This window comes from Labrenzia sp. VG12, from assembly GCF_002237595.1.
Lineage (GTDB): Bacteria > Pseudomonadota > Alphaproteobacteria > Rhizobiales > Stappiaceae > Roseibium.
The window spans coordinates 3,145,430-3,163,470 of the sequence record NZ_CP022529.1; the positions used below are offsets into that span (position 1 = coordinate 3,145,430).

Annotated in this window: 16 protein-coding genes; 7 read left to right on the forward strand and 9 right to left on the reverse strand. The window is 59.9% G+C overall.

Annotated elements, in window-relative coordinates; genetic code table 11:
- The first annotated feature begins 16 nt into the window (after positions 1–16).
- Entirely contained in the window at positions 17–1,687 is a 1,671-nt protein-coding gene (locus tag CHH27_RS14590; protein WP_208988226.1) for an alpha/beta-hydrolase family protein, read from the forward strand.
- Between the two features lie 21 nt (positions 1,688–1,708).
- On the opposite strand, the gene CHH27_RS14595 is transcribed toward CHH27_RS14590, so the two are convergent.
- Positions 1,709–3,097: a DUF3179 domain-containing (seleno)protein gene (locus tag CHH27_RS14595; RefSeq protein ID WP_094074759.1), complete on the reverse strand. Its 1,389-nt coding sequence runs from the start codon at positions 3,095–3,097 to the stop codon at positions 1,709–1,711.
- Positions 3,098–3,380: 283 nt separating this feature from the next.
- Between CHH27_RS14595 and CHH27_RS14600 the strand changes: the two genes are divergently transcribed.
- Complete coding sequence (locus CHH27_RS14600) at positions 3,381–3,764, forward strand: hypothetical protein (protein ID WP_157738936.1); 384 nt, start codon at positions 3,381–3,383, stop codon at positions 3,762–3,764.
- A gap of 4 nt (positions 3,765–3,768) precedes the next feature.
- Here CHH27_RS14600 and CHH27_RS14605 read toward each other — a convergent pair whose 3' ends face one another.
- A complete protein-coding gene (locus tag CHH27_RS14605; RefSeq protein ID WP_094072243.1) occupies positions 3,769–5,163 on the reverse strand; it encodes an adenylate/guanylate cyclase domain-containing protein in 1,395 nt (464 codons plus the stop codon).
- A 501-nt stretch (positions 5,164–5,664) separates the two neighbouring features.
- Between CHH27_RS14605 and CHH27_RS14610 the strand changes: the two genes are divergently transcribed.
- On the forward strand, positions 5,665–7,464 hold the full coding sequence (locus CHH27_RS14610) for an amidohydrolase (protein WP_208988227.1): 1,800 nt from the start codon (positions 5,665–5,667) through the stop codon (positions 7,462–7,464).
- A gap of 85 nt (positions 7,465–7,549) precedes the next feature.
- Here CHH27_RS14610 and CHH27_RS14615 read toward each other — a convergent pair whose 3' ends face one another.
- Together CHH27_RS14615 and CHH27_RS14620 are read right to left on the reverse strand one after the other, a co-directional pair.
- On the reverse strand, positions 7,550–7,948 hold the full coding sequence (locus CHH27_RS14615) for a nuclear transport factor 2 family protein (protein ID WP_094074760.1): 399 nt from the start codon (positions 7,946–7,948) through the stop codon (positions 7,550–7,552).
- A gap of 73 nt (positions 7,949–8,021) precedes the next feature.
- The gene (locus tag CHH27_RS14620; protein ID WP_094074761.1) at positions 8,022–8,333 is read right to left on the reverse strand and encodes a multidrug efflux SMR transporter; all 312 of its coding nucleotides are present in this window, start codon (positions 8,331–8,333) and stop codon (positions 8,022–8,024) included.
- A 247-nt stretch (positions 8,334–8,580) separates the two neighbouring features.
- Here CHH27_RS14620 and CHH27_RS14625 point away from each other — a divergent pair, with 247 nt between their 5' ends.
- A complete protein-coding gene (locus CHH27_RS14625; protein ID WP_094072245.1) occupies positions 8,581–10,386 on the forward strand; it encodes a sulfatase-like hydrolase/transferase in 1,806 nt (601 codons plus the stop codon).
- 26 nt (positions 10,387–10,412) lie between these two features.
- Here CHH27_RS14625 and CHH27_RS14630 read toward each other — a convergent pair whose 3' ends face one another.
- Positions 10,413–11,156 carry an ABC transporter substrate-binding protein gene (locus CHH27_RS14630; RefSeq protein WP_157738937.1) on the reverse strand — a complete coding sequence of 248 codons (744 nt, stop codon included), beginning with the start codon at positions 11,154–11,156 and terminating at the stop codon, positions 10,413–10,415.
- A 415-nt stretch (positions 11,157–11,571) separates the two neighbouring features.
- Between CHH27_RS14630 and CHH27_RS14635 the strand changes: the two genes are divergently transcribed.
- From CHH27_RS14635 to CHH27_RS14645, 3 genes are all read left to right on the forward strand, one after another.
- The gene (locus CHH27_RS14635; protein ID WP_094072247.1) at positions 11,572–11,991 is read left to right on the forward strand and encodes a MarR family winged helix-turn-helix transcriptional regulator; all 420 of its coding nucleotides are present in this window, start codon (positions 11,572–11,574) and stop codon (positions 11,989–11,991) included.
- A gap of 74 nt (positions 11,992–12,065) precedes the next feature.
- On the forward strand, positions 12,066–14,084 hold the full coding sequence (locus CHH27_RS14640; protein ID WP_094072248.1) for an MBL fold metallo-hydrolase: 2,019 nt from the start codon (positions 12,066–12,068) through the stop codon (positions 14,082–14,084).
- Positions 14,085–14,147: 63 nt separating this feature from the next.
- Positions 14,148–15,059: a DMT family transporter gene (locus CHH27_RS14645; RefSeq protein WP_094072249.1), complete on the forward strand. Its 912-nt coding sequence runs from the start codon at positions 14,148–14,150 to the stop codon at positions 15,057–15,059.
- Positions 15,060–15,118: 59 nt separating this feature from the next.
- On the opposite strand, the gene CHH27_RS28520 is transcribed toward CHH27_RS14645, so the two are convergent.
- The 4 genes from CHH27_RS28520 to CHH27_RS14655 all read right to left on the reverse strand — a co-directional run bounded on the left by CHH27_RS28520 (position 15,119) and on the right by CHH27_RS14655 (position 17,967).
- Entirely contained in the window at positions 15,119–15,247 is a 129-nt protein-coding gene (locus CHH27_RS28520; RefSeq protein ID WP_256386387.1) for a hypothetical protein, read from the reverse strand.
- Positions 15,244–15,783, reverse strand: coding sequence for a cytochrome c family protein (locus CHH27_RS28110; protein ID WP_247646287.1), 540 nt, complete (start codon positions 15,781–15,783; stop codon positions 15,244–15,246). Before CHH27_RS28110 ends, CHH27_RS28520 begins: the two co-directional genes overlap by 4 nt.
- Before the next feature lie 98 nt (positions 15,784–15,881).
- Positions 15,882–16,643 carry a WD40 repeat domain-containing protein gene (locus CHH27_RS28115; protein WP_208988229.1) on the reverse strand — a complete coding sequence of 254 codons (762 nt, stop codon included), beginning with the start codon at positions 16,641–16,643 and terminating at the stop codon, positions 15,882–15,884.
- Positions 16,644–16,749: 106 nt separating this feature from the next.
- Positions 16,750–17,967 (reverse strand): formate dehydrogenase subunit gamma, encoded by a 1,218-nt coding sequence (locus CHH27_RS14655; protein ID WP_094072250.1) that lies wholly within the window; start codon positions 17,965–17,967, stop codon positions 16,750–16,752.
- Positions 17,968–18,041: the final 74 nt, after the last annotated feature.

Genomic DNA, 18,041 nt, shown 5'->3' on the forward strand with positions numbered 1-18,041 from the left:
TTCAAGAGGCAATTCCGTGGCCTGGTTACGCGCTCTGATTTCCCCATTTTCCGTTCCCTGCCTGACGCTCGGACTGCTCTTTTTCGCCGCGTCGCTCACCCCGTCCCTGATCCCGCGCGACGCTCTGGTACAGGGTATTCTCGGCGGGCTCCTGATTGCACTCGGCTATCTTCTCGGAAAGATCATCGGACTGCTGTGGCTGGCCGCGGACATGCCGCGCCTGAAAGGCCGGGCTGCGTTCTATCGCAGTCTTGTGCTGGCAATTGCGGCGCTCGGCTTCACGATATGGATGCTGGCCTATAGCCTCGACTGGCAAAACGCGCTCAGGATCAAGATGGGACTGGAACCGGCCGAAGCCCAGCATGTGTTGACGATACTGTCAGCGGCCGTAGCCACCTTTCTTGTCGCCTATCTGATCGGTTTTCTTGTCAGCGTCCTCTTCCGCTGGATCCGAGGACGCTTCTACCGGTTCATGCCCCCGCGGCGCGCCAACGTGCTCGGTGTCGTCGCCGTTGTCCTGATCCTCTTCTTTGTGACCCGCGACGGGATTCTCGACAATGTCGTGACCGGTCTCGACAACAGTTATGAAGCGGCCCAGGACCTCTTTGAAAATGCCCCGCCGCCACCGGACAATCCCAACCAGGCAGGTTCTTCCGCGTCGCTGATCGACTGGGCCGCCATGGGCCGGCCGGGCCGGGACTTCGTGACCTCAGGCCCGGATGCCAAGGCGATCTCCGCCTTCACCGGCAAACCTGCCCTGGACCCGATCCGGGTCTATGTCGGACGGGCCGACGGTGAAACGCCCGAGGACCGGGCCCAGCTGGCTCTTGCGGAATTGAAGCGGCTCAAGGCCTTCGACCGAGAGGTGCTGGTCGTCGTCAGCCCGACCGGAACCGGCTGGATGGATCCCGGTTCCCACGATCCGCTGGAATATATGCACGGCGGCGACATCGCGACCGTCAGCGCGCAATATTCCTATCTTCAGTCGCCCCTCGCGCTGATCCTGGAAACCCGCACCGGCCTTGATCAGGCGACCGAACTGCTGCGTGTGGTCCATGAGCATTGGAAGACCTTGCCGGAAGACAGCCGGCCGAGGCTCTACGCTCACGGACTGAGCCTCGGGGCCTGGTCATCCATGTATGCGACCAATCTGTTCCGCCTGGTCGACGATCCGATCAACGGTGCCTTCTGGGCCGGTCCGCCCTTCCCTTCCGAGCTCTGGAACTACGTCCAGAACGCGCGCAATCCCGGCAGTCCCTGGATGCTGCCGACCATTGGCGACGGCTCCCTGGTCCGCTACGCGTCCCATTATGCGGACGCGTCCGAAGCCAAGGCGGACTGGGGCCGGATGCGGATCGCCTTCCTGCAGTATTCCAGCGATCCGATCGTTTTCTACGATCCGCTGTCCGTCTGGCGTGCACCGCCCTGGATGAACGACCCGCCGGCGCCGGATGTCTCGGACCATCTGACCTTCATTCCGATTGTCACCCAGTTCCAGCTGGCCCTCGACATGGCACTCGCCTTCGGTGCGCCTCCGGGCCATGGCCACGCCTATTACGCTCAGGACTACATCGTTCCCTGGGTTCAGGTCACTGCCCCCAAGGACTGGACCGAAGAGGACACGGCCCGCCTGAAAGCCCATTGCGATTTCGGCTTCCAGAAGGGCTGCGACAACGGCGTGAAGTAACGAGCGGAGCAGACGTGCGCCTCACTCCGGCCAGAGTGCTGTCCCCGGATGGAACTGCGACCAGGCGAACCAGAACGCCTGGTGGCTGCCAAGGTCGGCGCCATCGCTGCCGACCGCCCTTATGCCACCGGCGTCGAGCTTCAGACGCACATCCTCAAAGGCGATTTCCTCGCCCTTTTGCAGGGCGGCCATGGCCTTGCTGCGCTGAAAGGCGACCGGCTTTCCGGAGGACGCAATCGCCCCGATGATATCTTCATGCACCGGCAGGCGCGGATCGACGTCCCCGACCGGAAAGATCGGACCGTTGGCATCCCGCGTATTGCGGAAATCCGGGTCCCGGCCGAGCGCGTAGCGTTCCTTCAGCACCGTTGTCTCCGGGTGTACCTTCTTCCACCTGCCCCAGTCGGTCGTGACCACGCTCGCCTGCTCGAGCTGCAGCCCTTTTTCGGCAAGCGGCCCTGTCACCGCGTGCCCCAGAAATGTATCGAACACGGAATAGGTGTTGAGGTCGTACATCACCTTGTTGGACCGGATCAGAAGACCCGACGTGCGCAGGATCGGGCGTTCGATGCCGTCAGGCAGGTTGTCGGTGAAATAGGCCTGCGCCGCGCCGCACAAGGTGCAGTAGGGAATGCCGAGATCGCGGCCACCCAACGTGTCGTTGACCATCTCACGCACTTCCATGATCTGCCTCGGATAGGCCCGGGACTCGCCATTGATCGTGATGCCGAAAACGATGTCGTCTTCATCGAGCCAGGTCGCTTCCGCTGCGCTGATCACCTCCGGATTGTCGGCAGCCGGAATGCAGTTGCAAAGATCGTCGGTGCGGTCATGCGGGCGGTTGTCGATCAGGACACCGCCCCAGGACACCATGCGCCAGTCGATGTCGCCTTCGATGAAGATCCTGTCCCAGCCGGGGATGACGCCGGTGAAGATCGCCCGTTTGGAAGCAAGATAATCTGGCGGCGCCGGAATATCCCAGGCGATCAGGTGATCTGTCAGCATGCCCCAGGCGTTCTGCGTTCTGATCTCCGCACCAAGAAGCTCGCTGGAAGCCGACGCGAGGACGGCCGTCAATTGAGGGGACGTGGCGAACCGCATGAGATCGCTGATGATCCAACCGATGCGCGGATCCTTCGAGGCCGTGATCTCGTTCAGGGCATCCATCTGGTCGCGCCCCCAGGTGCCGTTCTTGACCGGATCGACAAAAGCCACCCGGATCGCCTTCTGAAGATCTTCGGACAAGGGGCCGTCAGGCACGGTGGGTCTCGCCCCGAAGGTCTCGATCACATAGTCGGGCAAGGCCTTTCCAGCCTCGGCCCTGACCGTCTGGATCCCTGACGACAGGAACACCGCAAGGGCAAGCCCCGCCAGGAAAAGATGAAACCGGACACCGATAGCCACTGCCATTTTGCAGCCTTTCAAAAAGCCGGTCAGCCGGGGAAGACGCGGGCGGCGGACCGTGTTTGCGCCTGCATGGTCCGCCGATGGAAGGGGCTGTCCCGACACTCTGGCAAGCGCATGCAACTCGGCAGATATCCTAGGGCGCTGCCAATTCGGGCCGCCAATCACAAACAGATTAGGGGGCTGTGAGATCGACCTTTAACCCCCTGACAGCGCTTGGGATTGCACCGGTGACCGTCCTGCGTTCAAGACGACGTGATTGGTGGCGCCGGGCCTGCGGCGTTATCCAGTGACAATGCGCCTCCTGATCCTGATTGCCCTTCTGAACCTGCCGATTGACGTCGCTGCCGCGGAAGATCGCAGAGTTTTCTTCGGCACCTGGGGCACGGCGAAGCAGTGCGCGCGCGAACCGATCAAGCCGGGTGGAACCTTCCTGGCAGAGCCTTATGAAATCGGTGACGAATGGCTGCGACAGGGCCAGCTCTGGTGTCTGTTGAGCTGGGGCCCGATCGAAAAACGCCCGGATGGATATTTCTCCGGCGCCCATGCGCGCTGCGGCGAGGACACCGTCCGGCAGTATTTTCTGGGCATGGTCCTGTCAGACGGTGAATTGACACTCCGCTGGGGTTTTCCTGCCTCCAGCGGACCCTTGAGACAATGCCCGCGGTCTTGAGGCCTCACATCGTCCAGACATTAACGGCCGTCTGACGCCCCCGCAGCTTGATCGGGTCCCTGAGGGAAAACCGGGTCTGAGGCGCCTCCGGGCTGTCGGACTGGGCAGCCTGTTTCATCAGGTCCTCGCTCACCACACAGCGGCAGCCAAGTTCCCGTGTCGAGGCTTCCAGGCGGCTGGCGACATTGACGGTGTCGCCGACAACGGCAAACTCAAGGCGCCTGGACGGTCCGATGTCCCCCAGGATGACCGGACCGAAATGCACGCCGATCGACACCTTGATCGGTGAAATGCCCCTGGCCTCCAGGTCCTTGTTGAAAGTTTCTGTTTCCTCGATCAGCTGCGTTGCGGCTTTCAGCGCGTTGGCCGCGTCGCCGGGCCTGGTTTCCGGCGTACCGAACGTCGCCATGACACCGTCCCCCAGATACTTGTCCAGCGTACCTCCGTTCTGGAAGATCGAGCGCTCGACGAAGGCGTGGTAATGGCGCAGAAGGTCCATGACCTCGTCCGGAGAATGCTGTTCCGCAAACTCGGTAAAGCCGACAATGTCGGTAAAGAGCACGGCGACATTCTGGGTGCGCACCGCGCCGATATCGCGGTCGGTGGAGGCAAGGACATCGACCAGACTGGACGGGAAATAGCGGGACAGATTGGCACGCTCGGCGGCAAGGTCTGCCTGCCGCATCAGGAGTTGGTTCGAGCGCCATCCCTTGACCGTGAGAATGGCGGCAACGATCAGGATGATCAGCACTTCCTGGACCCGGATTGTCGGGCGAAGGCTGTTCGGGTCGAATTCTTCCTGCAGGATCGGGTATCCCTGAAACGCGTTATCCGCAGCACCGGTCAACTCCGGTATGGTGTGTCCGAACCAGCCGACACCGACAAAGCCGATCACCCAGAGAGCCGCCACCCAGATGCCGATGCCCCAGATGGTTCGCCACGAATAGGCGAGCGTGCTCAAGGCCAGGAAGATGAAGAAATAGATGAAGCCCTCGAACCGATAGACAAAGGCTGTGGGGATATCCTGTCCAAGAAAAGGGTTCGGAATGATGATGACCGCCGTCAGCAGAACAAGATCGAGGAGGATCAGTCCGAGTTCGCTCTTTGAGTAGCCTACCTTTGCCATGCGCAGCTGCAGCCAGCCAAGCGCAATGAAGAGCAGAATGAAAGCTTCGTAGTAGAGAACGTTGAGGTTCGGGTTGAGGAACGGTAGCAGGAGCCCGACGGCACCAAAGGCTATCGTGCGGGCTATGATCGCGATCCGGTGGCCGGCCATTTTCTCGTCCGCGATCGCCTGGGCCAGAAACGGATTGGTCTTTGCCTGCCGTTTTTCCTCTTCCCGCAAGCGCCGCATCCAGCTTGGGAAATTGAGCAGCGAGAGTGTGTTTTTCCGAGACATGCGTCGGGTTCCCCGGTGAAGCTTGCAGGAGGTCGCGGTCAGCACGCGGACCAGATCAGGGTCCAGCCGCTGTCGGCGAGTCACAACCTAACCACTATCGCCATCAACCGCCATGTCGAACCAGGAATGGAATGGCCACTCCACCCGGAACAAATCCGCGACACTTGAGCGAATTCATCCCCGAGCCAACTTCGTTTATTCCGCTGACACCAAAGTCGATAAGCATTTTCGCGACTTCATCACTGGCCGCGTACGCCTTACAGTTTAACAATTGTCCACGCCCAGGGTCAGGACCCATTCATTTGAATGAAATGCGAGGGATTAATTTGTGCGGACACGAGGTGCAAACCCGACGTGTCATGCCAGCCTGGCAAGCTCCGGAGTAAAAGAATGACTTCCGCACGCATTCTCCCTTTTTTCCTAATGGCATTAGCATTTGCGTCGCCTGTGTCGGCTCAGGAGATTGCCGATCGCATCTGGGTGGGAGGTCCCGTTCATACAATGAACGATGCCGCCATGACCGTTGATGCGGTTGCGGAAAAAGACGGCCGCATTCTCGCCGTCGGATCCAGCGACCACGTGATGATGCACAAGGGTGACGGCACCGAGGTCATCGACCTGAAGGGCCGTGCGATGGTTCCGGGCTTTATCGACTCGCACGGACACGTTGTCATGGGTGGGCTCCAGGCGCTTTCTGCAAACCTGCTCGCCCCGCCCGACGGCACGGTTCAGGACATTGCTGGCCTTGTTGACGAGTTGAAGCTTTGGACTGAAGAAAACCGGTCGACCGTGGAAGCGGTCAATCTGATCGTCGGTTTTGGATATGACCCGGCCCAGCTTGCCGAACAGCGCCATCCGACCCGTGAAGACCTCGACAAGGTTTCGACGGAGTTTCCTATCTACATCGTCCACCAATCTGGTCACATCGGCGTCACCAATTCCAGGGGACTGGAGTTTCTGGGGTTGAATGCGAATTCTGAAGACGTGCCCGGCGGTGTCATTCGCCGCGGACCCGCCAACGAACCGGATGGCGTGCTGGAAGGCAACATACACTTCAGTTCCCTGGGCAGGCTCTTCGGCAACCTCGGTCAGAAAGGCTTCCTAGAACTTGGCCGCGCCGGCACAAAACTCTGGGCGAGCTACGGTTTCACGACTGCGCAGGAAGGCCGGGCCGTCCCACTGGTGGTCGACGTTCTCAACGAGCTCGCCGATCTGCAGGAACTCGAGATAGACGTGGCCGTCTATCCGGATGTCATGGTCGATCGTGACTTTGTGGCTGCCAATCAGTCACGCGAATACACCAACAGGGTTCGGATTGCCGGTGGCAAGCTGACGTTGGATGGCTCCCCCCAGGGCTTTACCGCTTTGCGAGACCGTCCCTATTACGATCCGGTCGGCGACTATCCACCCGGTTACAAAGGCATTGCCTATGAAACCATGGAAACGGTTCTCGACATGGTCGACTGGGCTTTCGAGAATGATGTTCAGCTTCTCTCACATGCCAACGGTGAAGGAGCTTCCGACCGCCTGATTGCCGCCATAGAGGCTGCAACGGCCAAGCACGGCGACGCCGACCGGCGACCAGTACTCATTCACGGTCAGTTTCTGCGCGAGGATCAGGTCGATGCCTACAAGAAGCTGAAAGTCTTTCCCTCGCTCTTTCCCATGCACACGTTCTATTGGGGAGACTGGCACCGCGACCACACGGTCGGACCTGCTCTTGCCGACAACATTTCCCCGACGGGCTGGATGCTTCAGCGAGGCATGAAATTCGGCAGCCATCACGATGCGCCGGTCGCATTCCCGGACTCCATGAGAGTGCTCGATGCAACTGTGACCCGTCGTTCACGGAGCGGCGACATCATTGGTCCAACGCAGCGTGTGGACGTGATCACTGCGTTGAAATCCATGACATTGTGGGCCGCCTACCAGCATTTCGAAGAAGAGGAAAAGGGATCGATTGAAATCGGCAAGCTTGCCGATCTTGTCATCCTGTCAGGGGATCCTCTGGCGATCGATCCGGAAGACCTGGAAACGCTCCGGGTTACGGAAACGATTAAGGAAGGCAAGACGATCTATCGCCGCAGCGCTGATCGCGGCAGGTGGATCGAACCAGGCAGCGCGGCCGAAAGATCCTTTGCCAGCGCATTGAAAGGCCTCGTTGCCCAGCACGAACTTGCCGCGCTGCCAGCATCGCTTCAGAACAACTTCATAGTTCGCGCAGGAATGAAAACAGGACGCCACGGACCAGCCTGCGTACCCAGCGCACTGACGGCGATCCTGTTTGGCGCCAAGGGCTAACCCCTGGCGATCTGACGACGGGTGCAACCGCCTTTTAGTAAGCCCAACAAGTCGTTGAAGGTGGACGCAGCCTCCGCAGACAGGCCTATTCGTTTTCTTCAATCAACTGGGCAACAAGGGCCGAATCCAGATAGGCACGCACCTTGGCAATCCTGCCGTCCCTGTCAAAGGTGCAGACCCAGCAATAGGTGTTGTCGAAAGGTTTGCCGTTGTTGGCGGTCGAGAGGGCCCGTAATTCGACGATGGCGACATCGCCATCCACATGGAGATCAACAACCTTCAGGATCACGCCGTCTTTCAGGACCTTTCCGAGCCGCGCGAAGGTTGCGTCGAGAAAGGCGCTTTTGGACCGGTAGTGCCCCGCGAGCGGATGCGTGCCCATGACGGTCCAGTCGACATCGTCCCGAACCCTCTCGAAAAACTGGTCACTGTGCCCCGTCTCCAGATTTGAAAACAGGTCTCTCACACTGTCTTTGCTCAACATTGACATATCTCCGTTCCAGCCGTCGCGGTTCAGGCCGCGGGTTGGAATTGCCAGCGAAACAGCGTTTGCCGTTTCAGGCAAGTTTCATCGTGACGATCCCGGCGATGATCAGAAGCGCTGCGACCGCACGCTGCAAGCTGACCGTTTCACCGAGAAACATGACCCCGACCACGAAGGCGCCAACGGCGCCGATGCCAGTCCAGATCATGTAGCTGGTGCCCAGGGGCAGGCTGCGCATCGAAAGCGACAAAAGACCGAACGAAGCAATCATCGCCCCGAGCGTGATCAGTGTTGGTGTCAGGCGCGTGAAGCCATGCGACTCCTTCATGAAGAACGCCCAGACGATCTCCAGCAGACCGGCCGCAAAAAGAAAGACCCATGCCATGGTGGTTTCCCTGGCGGGTCGCCCCGGTTCGTGTTGAGGAAAATGGAGGTCGTCCTCCGCCTTCAAAGGTGGGGATGGGTTCCCGCAAAGCAAATGAAATTTCGGTAATTCTGAGAATGCCCGGGCGCGGAGACTTCCGAACTGTCTGACGGGACCTGGCTGCCGGGTTCCAATTCCCCTGTCCCTGATCTACGCTCTTACCCTAGGGCAGATCCAACCAGTTCGTTTGAAGCACCAAGGTGGACTGATGACCAAGCGCAAGACACCGCCCGGCGGACCATCCGACACCGACAAAGACCGAAAAGGGGTCAGCCGCCGGAATGTGCTGAAGGCAGGCACCGGAGCAGCGGCATTCGCGCCGCTTGCCGGATTTTCAGCATCGGCGGCAACATCGACAGGTGAAACACCGGTTGAGCAGAAGCCAGCCGCCTTCAGGGCCAGCCGCGCGGCCCCAGCCGACCATCCCTATAACGTCATCCTGTTCATTTCCGACGAAGAAGCCTATCACCTGCGCCCGGCTGAAGGCTTCACGACGCCTGCCCGTGACGAGCTTCAACGGCGCGGCACGACCTTTCACAATCACTATATCGGCGCCGCCATGTGCACGCCGTCACGCGGCGTGATGTTTTCGGGCCAGCCGCCCCAGATCAACGGTGTCTTCGACCAGATGGAACTCGGTTATGTGCCGAGCCTCAGGACGGACCGCCCCAGCCTTGGCACCATCTTCAAGGACCTTGGCTACGAAACCGCCTATTTCGGCAAGTTCGAACTGCGCAAGGACATTATCGCGCCGAAGTCGGACGTGAATTACACCGATGCGCTGAAGGCCTATGGTTTTGACACGTTTGCGCCCGACGGCGACAAGGTCGGGGCTCCTGATCAGGCCTACGACACGGACACCTACACGGCGGGTGCGGCCATTCGCTGGCTCCGGACCAACGCCCAGGAAATCAACAAGAAGGGCAAACCCTGGTGCCTGATTGTCAGTTTCGTTTCGCCGCATGACATCATGTATGCGGAAGTCAACGAACCGGGCAAAAGGGTGCAGGAGTCGCAGGTGGGCATGAAAATCGTGCCCCCGCCCGACAACAGTTTTTTTGCAACCCAGTGGAAGTTTGCTCCGTCACCCAGCGCCACAGAACGCATGGATGCACCGGGACGGCCGCGCGCGCACCTGTCCTACATGATCGGCTGGTCGGCATTTCTCGGCGAAATACCTGTCCATGAAGCTGGAATGTGGAACAGCTACTACAATTTCTATCTGAATCTCGTCCGCGACAATGACCGCAACCTGCACTCCCTTCTGGAGACCATCAGCAATCTCGATCTCTGGAAATCGACCGTCGTCATGCGAACGGCCGACCATGGCGAGCTTGGCGGCGCCCATGGCGGGCTGCGCGGCAAGGGGCCCTTGCCCTACGAGCAGGAAGTCCATGTGCCGGCTGTTGTTGTGCACCCGGAACATGACGGCGGCCGCAATTGTCAGGCCCTCACGAGCCACATGGATCTCATCCCGACACTTGTCGGGCTAACCAATGCGGACAAGACCAGGCGGGATGCTGCCGTCTCCGGGCTGCCGGGCCATGATTTTTCGCCCCTGCTCAAGAACCCGGGCGGCGCCGGGGTCGATGCCATCCGCGAAGCCGTGCTGTTCAACTATGTCGGCCTTCAGACTGTCGATTCCCTCTACATGATGCGGGTGTGCCGGGACATCGCCGAAGGTCGGCCCGCACCGTCCTTCGCAGTCGCCAAACCCGACATGTCCCGTCGCGGGTTCATCAGTTTCGTCTATGACGGCCGCTACAAGTTTGCGCGCTACTACGCACCTGACAGGTTCAATACGCCGGAGACGCTGGACGACCTGCTTGCAGACAATGAGTTGGAACTGTTCGACCTACAAACCGATCCGGACGAAGTCGTCAATCTGGCGGCCGATCCAAAGACCAATGGCGACCTGATCATGCGCATGAACGACCTGCTTAATCGCATGATCGAAAAGGAAGTCGGCTTCAATGACGACCGCTTTTTTCCGGATGGATTGCGACAGCAGTAGCCACCTGCCTCGCCGGAACGGTGCACTTACCTGCCTTCGGCAATCGCCTCTCTGACAATCTCCGCGGCCTCACCGCTGGCGCTCATTTCGGTCAGAACGGCTTCGATCCGGGGAAGCAATGCACGATGCCGGATGTGAAGATAGTGATAGAGCGGTTCGACTTGAAACGGGGCCCCAAGGGGGACGATACCGGACAGTTTCAGCTTGGCGATTGTCAGGCCACCGTCGATCCGGTCGCTTATCACTGCATCCAGCCTGCCTGAGGCCAGCAACCGGAACAGCTCGCCTTCATCCGGCGCGGTCCAGACATTTGAAAAACCCTCTGTAAAGATTTCCGCATGCACCGCCCCCACAAGGTAGCCGACATGTTTTTCAGGCAGGTTTTCAAGGGTCATGGCCTCCGCCCCACGTTCCTGAACAAAGACCATTCCTTCCAGAAAAACAGTGGGTGTCGGGACTCGAAGCAAACTCGGGAACCGGTCTTCCACGTCGCGGATCCGGATGACCTCGCCATCAACGTGCCCGGTCGAGGCCAACACGAGGGACCTGGAGCCGGAGGTTTCATAGATCTCCACCTCTATTCCCAGTTTGGAATAAGCCCGTTTGAGGACCAGTCCACCAACCGTCGACAGGGGCGACCCTTCAAAGGTCGAAAAGACAAGACGTTCCGCGGCTCTCACCGGCGAAACCGCCAATACGCACACAACAAGAATCAGCCAGATTCTTCTCTGCAGTGCCCAGGCAAATGCGGCGTTCAAGAGACTTTCCATTCCTCTTTCCCGACATCCTGATCGCATGGAAACAAAGTAAAACAGACACTCCAATGAACAGTTAATGACATACCTGACCTTTTTCTGGAGGCTATCACTATCTCTCAGAAGAAAAGCCCCGCACACCGAGAGTTGAAATTCGATTTCTATTTGCAACCATTCCCGTCACGACCAGCGAAGTAACTGCATTCCAGCTTTGTGCTGAACCCGGTTCCTCCGATTTGAGCTGACCGCATGGTCGTTTGACAAAATCGGTCGCACAATTGTGCAGGCCCAATACCCGGCAACTTGATCGCGCCATCTTCCAGACAGCTCTTTTTGATGAAGCCTTTTTCCTTACGGCAAAGCCCGGCTCTTGACTTTTATGTGTATCTACACATTTATAGGTGCAGATACACTTTTATGAGGCCCCGTCATGAGCGACGTCGACGCCTGTGCCTGCATGAACCTGCGCAAGACCACGCGCCTGATCGCCCAGTTCTATGATCAGCGCCTGCAGCAGGGCGGGCTGAAGAATACGCAGTTCACGCTGCTCGTGGTGCTGCGCCAGCACGCTCCGGTTTCCATCACCCGGCTCGCCGAGCTGCTCGGCATGGACCGGACGACCCTCACCCGCAACGTGCGGGTGCTGAAGAAGGACGGTTTGATAGACGAACGCCCCGGGGAGGATGCGCGCATGCGCTTGCTGGCGTTGACCGAAAATGGGGAAACTGCAATCGCCGAGGCCACGCCCTTCTGGCGCCAGGCACAGGCGGATTTCCTGGAAAAATTCGGCGAAGACCGCTGGCAGATCCTGAGACAGGAATTGGCCGATATCAACTACGTCATGAGCTGAGCCCTCATGCGCATGGCTACAGGTTCATCTTTCCAGTTCAAATAGGTGTAGATACACCTAAAATGAGGTAAAACATGCAAGGCCCATCTGATGTTATCGCGGCGCCCGTCGCACGTGATCTTCCGAACCAAGAGCAATCTGTAGCGCGTGACCGGTTGCGCGCCTCGTCCCCGCCCAAGCCCGATATTCGCACGGCGACCGAACTTCGGGGCCTTGTCGAGAGCCTCGTGCCAGCCGAGGGGTTTGCAGACCACCTGACGTCACCCAATCCGGATCGCAGTTTCCATGCCCCGCTGCATTTTTTTGAAACGGTGATGTCCTACGGACGGAACACAGATCCCCGCGCCACGCTCCTGATGCTCAATGGCTATCTCAACGCCAATCAGCAGGCCGTGGGCATCCCTTTCTTCGACCGCCTTTTGAGCACACATGGCGCCAACATGACCGACGATGTCCGGGCCGTCTATCTTGCTGCGCTCGCAATCCTTCGCGCGACCCACGCCGAGCGCGTTCCCTTGCACAGGCGCATTCCCTGGGTTTTGAAGAGTTTCCGGATCCTGGAGGAGGCCCGCCGCATAACGAGAGGTGAAGATCCGGTGGTGCGGTGGGCCGCCGGGCAGATCTACGCCCAGGTGCCGTTTTTCTTCGGCAAAAAGAAGCAGGCCTATGAGGATCTCAACTGGCTGGCGGAGCGCCCGGAAACAGAACCCGTCTTCGGCTTTTACCGCGAGGTCTATCGCCAGCTTGCCCGCTTGCACGAAAGCGACGGGCGCAAGGATCTGGCCGAGGCTTTCTGGCGCCGCAGCGGCTTTGACAGCTACCGGCCGAACGCCATGCTGATGGGCTGGTTCACCGCGACCGTGGACGCCGGCGCCACCATGGCACCCGAGCCCGTGCTGGATGAAATTCTTCCCGGTCGCGTCTTTGCCCTTTATGGCTTCGGCTATTCCGATATCTATTTCGTGTTGTCGGACGATGGCACGGAACTTCTGGCCTTGGACGCGGGAACCCAGCCGCACTCGCTGCGGGCCGCGCATGAATATCTTCTGTCACATCACCCGGATCTGCCGCCGGTCACCAAGGTGTTCATCACCCATTCCCACTGGGACCACATCGGCGGGCACAGCTATATTCGCCAGGTCTTTCCGGAGGCCGTTTTCTACGGTCGAGACAATTACCAGGCCGTTGTCGACCGCGTTGACCGGCATCACAGCTACAGTCTCTTTCGCGGACGGGACTTCGACCATCGATGGGTGACGGCTTACGCGCCCGATGTGCCGGTCGGCGACCGCCTGGAGCTGACGGCCGGCGGCACATCGATAGAACTTGTTCCGGTCACCGGAGGCGAGACGGAAGACGCGCTTCTGGTTCATTTCCCGGGCCTTGCCACGATCTTTGTCGGCGACATCGTCATGCCCTGGTACGGCGAACCCTGGATCAACGAAGGCTTCATGGATGGCGCCGTTGAAAGCATAGACGCTGTCCTGACCAGACGGCCGAAGCACATCCTGCATGGCCATCACCCGCTGACGGCCCTTTATGGACCGGAGCAACTGGCAGCCTTCCGGGAGCACTACGTCTGGCTGGTCGATGCCGTTCGCAAGCACATCAGCCACGGATATTCGGCCAAAGACATCATCCGGCTCAATCTTGTACCACCCGGTCTGCAGGACCAGCCCGAGGCCTATCTCTCCTTCCTGGCTGCGCGGGACAATGTCATTGCCCGCACGGCAGACCACATGGTGGGTATCTGGCAGGAAGACCGGACCGGTCAGGATCCACAGGGTCTCGACACTTTGGTCAGCACCGATTTTGGCCGTCTCCTGGAGCGCTATCTCGGCCTGTCGGCGAACCAGGCCGCACGGGCTATCCGCAAGATGATCCGAGACGGCGACAACGAACTGGCGCTCAAATTTGCGATCGCGGCCGAACAGCGTTTTGGCCCGAGCAAGGCACTGACAGCTCTCAAGTGCGAGGCTGCCGACAGGCTGCGCAGCGCCATCCAGTTCTTCGACCCGTTCCGTTTTGTCACCTACACCGAAATGATCGGCCAGGAACACAAGCCGATGCCGGAATCTTCAAACACCGCCTGAGCATTGCGAAAAGGCCTGCGGGATCCATGCCCGCAGACTGACCACCTCACTTCGGAGATCCCCATGACCCGATCCATGTCCCTGCCCCTATGGGCCATTCTGATCCTGACGGCAACACTGTTCGGCTCATCCTTCCTGTTCATCAAGGTGTCCGTAACCAGCATCCCTCCGTTCACACTCGCAGCGGGTCGCGCCGCCCTTGCGGCCGTTGCGGTGGTCCTGTTCCTTTATCTCAACGGTGGACAATTGCCCAAGCCAGGCAAGGTCTGGCTTCCCATGATCGTGCTCGGTCTGCTGACGGCCGTCATCCCCTATGTCGCTATCGCCTTCGGGCAGCTCCACATCGACAGCAGTCTCGGCGGAATTCTATTTGCCACCATCCCGGTCTTCAGTGTCCTGCTTGCACCTCTGGTCCTCGCGGAGGAGCATCTGACACCGACCAGGGTATTCGGAGTGCTGATCGGCTTTGCCGGTGTCATCCTGGCGATTGGCCCCGGTGCTTTCTCGACCCTGGGCACACAAGTACTGGGGGCCGGGGTCACTGTGTTTGCAGCCCTGAGCTATGCCATCGGCACGCTGTTCGCGCGGACCCTGAGCAGCACGAGCCCTGTCGTCCTCGCAGCGGGTCAGCTGGTTGTCGCCTCGTTTGCGCTCATCCCCCTCAGCCTGCTGATTGACACCCCCTGGTCGCTGTCACCCGAACCTGGTCACCTGGTCGGCCTTGTCGTGGTGGCCCTCTTCAACACGGCCATACCGGTGCTTTTGATGTTCTGGCTGATCGGCAAGGCAGGCGCATCGAACACATCCCTGCTGGCCTTCTTCATGCCCGTCGCATCGGTCCTTCTGGGTGTTCTGGTCCTGGGAGAAAGCCTCGGCTGGTTCGCGATCCTGGGTTTCGGCTTCATCATTTCCGGTGCCAGTCTCGTCACCGGCACCTTCCGGATCCCTCGACGTACCGACGCCAGGCACGTCTAATGCGAATGGCCGGCACCTGCACCCGCCGTTCGCTTCCTGCCGATCAGTATGCGTTGATGTCAGTTACCCAGCCGCACCGAAGAGCTGGTTGACTGGTCAGCGCTGGAAAAACCGATATTGTGCAGGACCTGGTTGGCACCTACGGAAATCACCACGATGGCCGCAAAGGCCAGAAGCATCGCTTTCATTGTGTCTCTCCCTCAGTGGCTCCACCGGCACCTGCCGTTCGCATGTAGTCGATCAGGTCGTCGCGATCTTCCGGCTTGACGATCCGCTGCATCGGCATCTTCGACCCGGGTATATAGTGGTCGGGACCGTCCAGGAACAGCTGGTTGATCGTTTCGGCCGACCAGATGATATCAGATCCGATCAGGGTTTCGGAATAAGGATAGCCAGGAAGCGTGCCGGCCTGGCGGCCGAAGACCTTGTAGAGTGTTGGCCCGGCCTTGCGCCCCCCCTCTTCGCTGAGCGCATGGCAGATCGAACACTTGCGGGCGAATTGCCGCTCGCCATTGCTCATCTCTTCCGGTTTCTTCAGGAACTGCGGCGTTTCGGTCGCCATCGGATCAAAGCTGGCCAGATCCGCCAGCGGCCAGGAATAGACGATGTTTTCAATGCCGCCGGCATGCAGAACCGTGCCGTCCTTCGAAAAGGCCAGCGCCCAGATCGGTCCTTTCAGCGCCGCGCGAAAATCGGTCTCGATCGCCCAGCTCTCCGTGTCCATCACCGTGATGTACCCATGACCGTCGCCCGTGGCCAGCTTGGTGCCGTCCGGACTGATGGCAAGGGCCAGGATCGGCCGGCGCTCGAAGGAAATGTCTTTCAGCCGTTCACCGGTCTCGATGTCGACGATGCGTGTGACTCCGTCCTGGGACCCATAGGCAATCCAGCTTTCCGTCTCCCCCGCCCCCCAAGGGCAATCACGTTGATGCCGAAGCCATTGCGGTCGACGATGCGTTTTTCAGATCGCCCGGCAATATCCCAGAGCTTGATCGAGCCATCGACCGAGGCCGAATAGAGCCGCTGACCGTCGCCCGAAAAGACGACCGCGTTGACCCCGGCCGTGTGGCCCTCAAGAAAGTCCGGCGCGCCCCCGGACACGGGCCAGAGCCCGACACGGGCATCCCAGCTGGCACTGGCGATCAGCGACTTGTCGGGCGAAACAGCGAGCCCAATCACCTTGGCGGTATGGCCCACAAGGCGAGTGGATGCTGCCGCCGCCGGGTCCCACAGGATCAGGTCGTTGTCATCGCCTGCGGAAACGACCTTGTCACCGTCGACGAAGCGCACCACCTTGACCGCTGCTGCGTGCCCTTCCAGCCAGGCGGGCGCCCGGCCAGACCAGAGACCGACCGAATTGTCGAAGCTCGCAGTCGCCACTTTTCCGGTCTCCGGCGAGACATCAATGCCCATGATCGGGCCACCGTGCCCCTTCAGGGTCTGGAAATCGGCGGCCTGGGCAAGTGTTGTCAGCGCGGCCGAAACCAGGAGCGTGATGAAATAGCCGGCGCATCGTTCAGGCCGGCCAAGCTCAGCGTGTACCGGGCTCCTGGGCTCTCTGTTGGTCGCTTCAATCGACTGCACAGGATGAAGGGCCCTGAGTCCCCGCATGCGCGGGGATGACAGACGGCGCAAGCAAAACGTCCAGGGTTCTTCCTTCCGAGGCAAACCGGTCATACCTGGATCGGCCTTATTCCGCTGGAACCGCGTCTTTTGCCGCAGAGCCGGCCTTCCGGTCGGCTTCCTCGACCTCCTCGACCCAGAGGCCGTGATGCTCGCGCGCCCATTGCAGCTCGACTTCGCCGGACCCCATGGCGTCGTAGGCACCTTCCATGCCGACCGAGCCGATATAGATATGCGCCAGGATCATCGCGATCATCACGAACGCAATGATCGAGTGCCAGAGCTGGGCGTATTGCATCTCCTCGTGCGGCGCCAGGACTGTCGGCAGCGTGCCAAAGCCAAAGAGTTGCGGCAGGCCGGTCGCATTCAGGAGTTCGAAGGTTCCCGCAAACATCGGCATTTCAAACGGAAACAGCAGCGACAGGCCGGAAGCGGAAATCGAGGCGCCGAGGACGATGACACCCCAGAAGATCATCTTCTGGCCGAAATTGAACTTGCGTGCGGGCGGATGAACGCCTTTTTTCAGGAGGCCTCCGCCGACGGCGATCCATTTCAGATCGGTCTTGTTCGGGATGTTGTGCACCACCCACATCACGAACACCATGGCGAGCCCGAGCATGAAGGCCCAGGCAACGTTGTTGTGGATCCACTTGGACGCCAGCGCGATCGGAGCGAAGGCATCCTTGCCGATCAGCGGGATGATCACGAGGCGGCCGAACAGTGTCAGAAGACCGGTCACACCAAGCAGAATGAAAGACCCGGCAAGCAGCCAGTGCCCGAACCGTTCCACAGCCTTGAAGCGGGTAATGGTCCGGCCGGTTTTCTGGCCGTCGATCCGAATGCGGCCACGGAGCAGGTAAAACAGTCCCAGGAACACAATCGTCGCGCCAAGCAGATAGGCGCCATAGGTCGCAAGCGGTCCCTTGCGCCATTCCAGCCAGCGCATGCCGCCATCCTGCATGAGGACAGTGGCCTCCTTGCCTCCGGAAGACACCTTGATATCTGCCGACCCGAAACGCAGCGCGCGCCAGAGTTCCGGATCGGACACCCCACCCAAAGTTCCAAGCTGAGAGGAAAGGCCGGCGGCAGAATTCGGATCCCCGGTGGCGTTGCGACGGAAATCGTTGTCGACCTTCTCGCCGCGCTGACGCTTCATGATGTCTTCCAGGGTCTGGGCGCCGCCGGTCGCGGACCGGTCGGGAACGTTTTCCAGAGCCTGGTCCTGCGCAAATCCCTGGGACAGGAAGGCGAAGAGAACAACAACTGCCAAGGCAAGGCGTTTCATCACCGGGTCCTCATCATCTTGAAATCTCGGGTTTCGTCATGTCAGACAAACCGGGCGGCACACTGATGTACCGC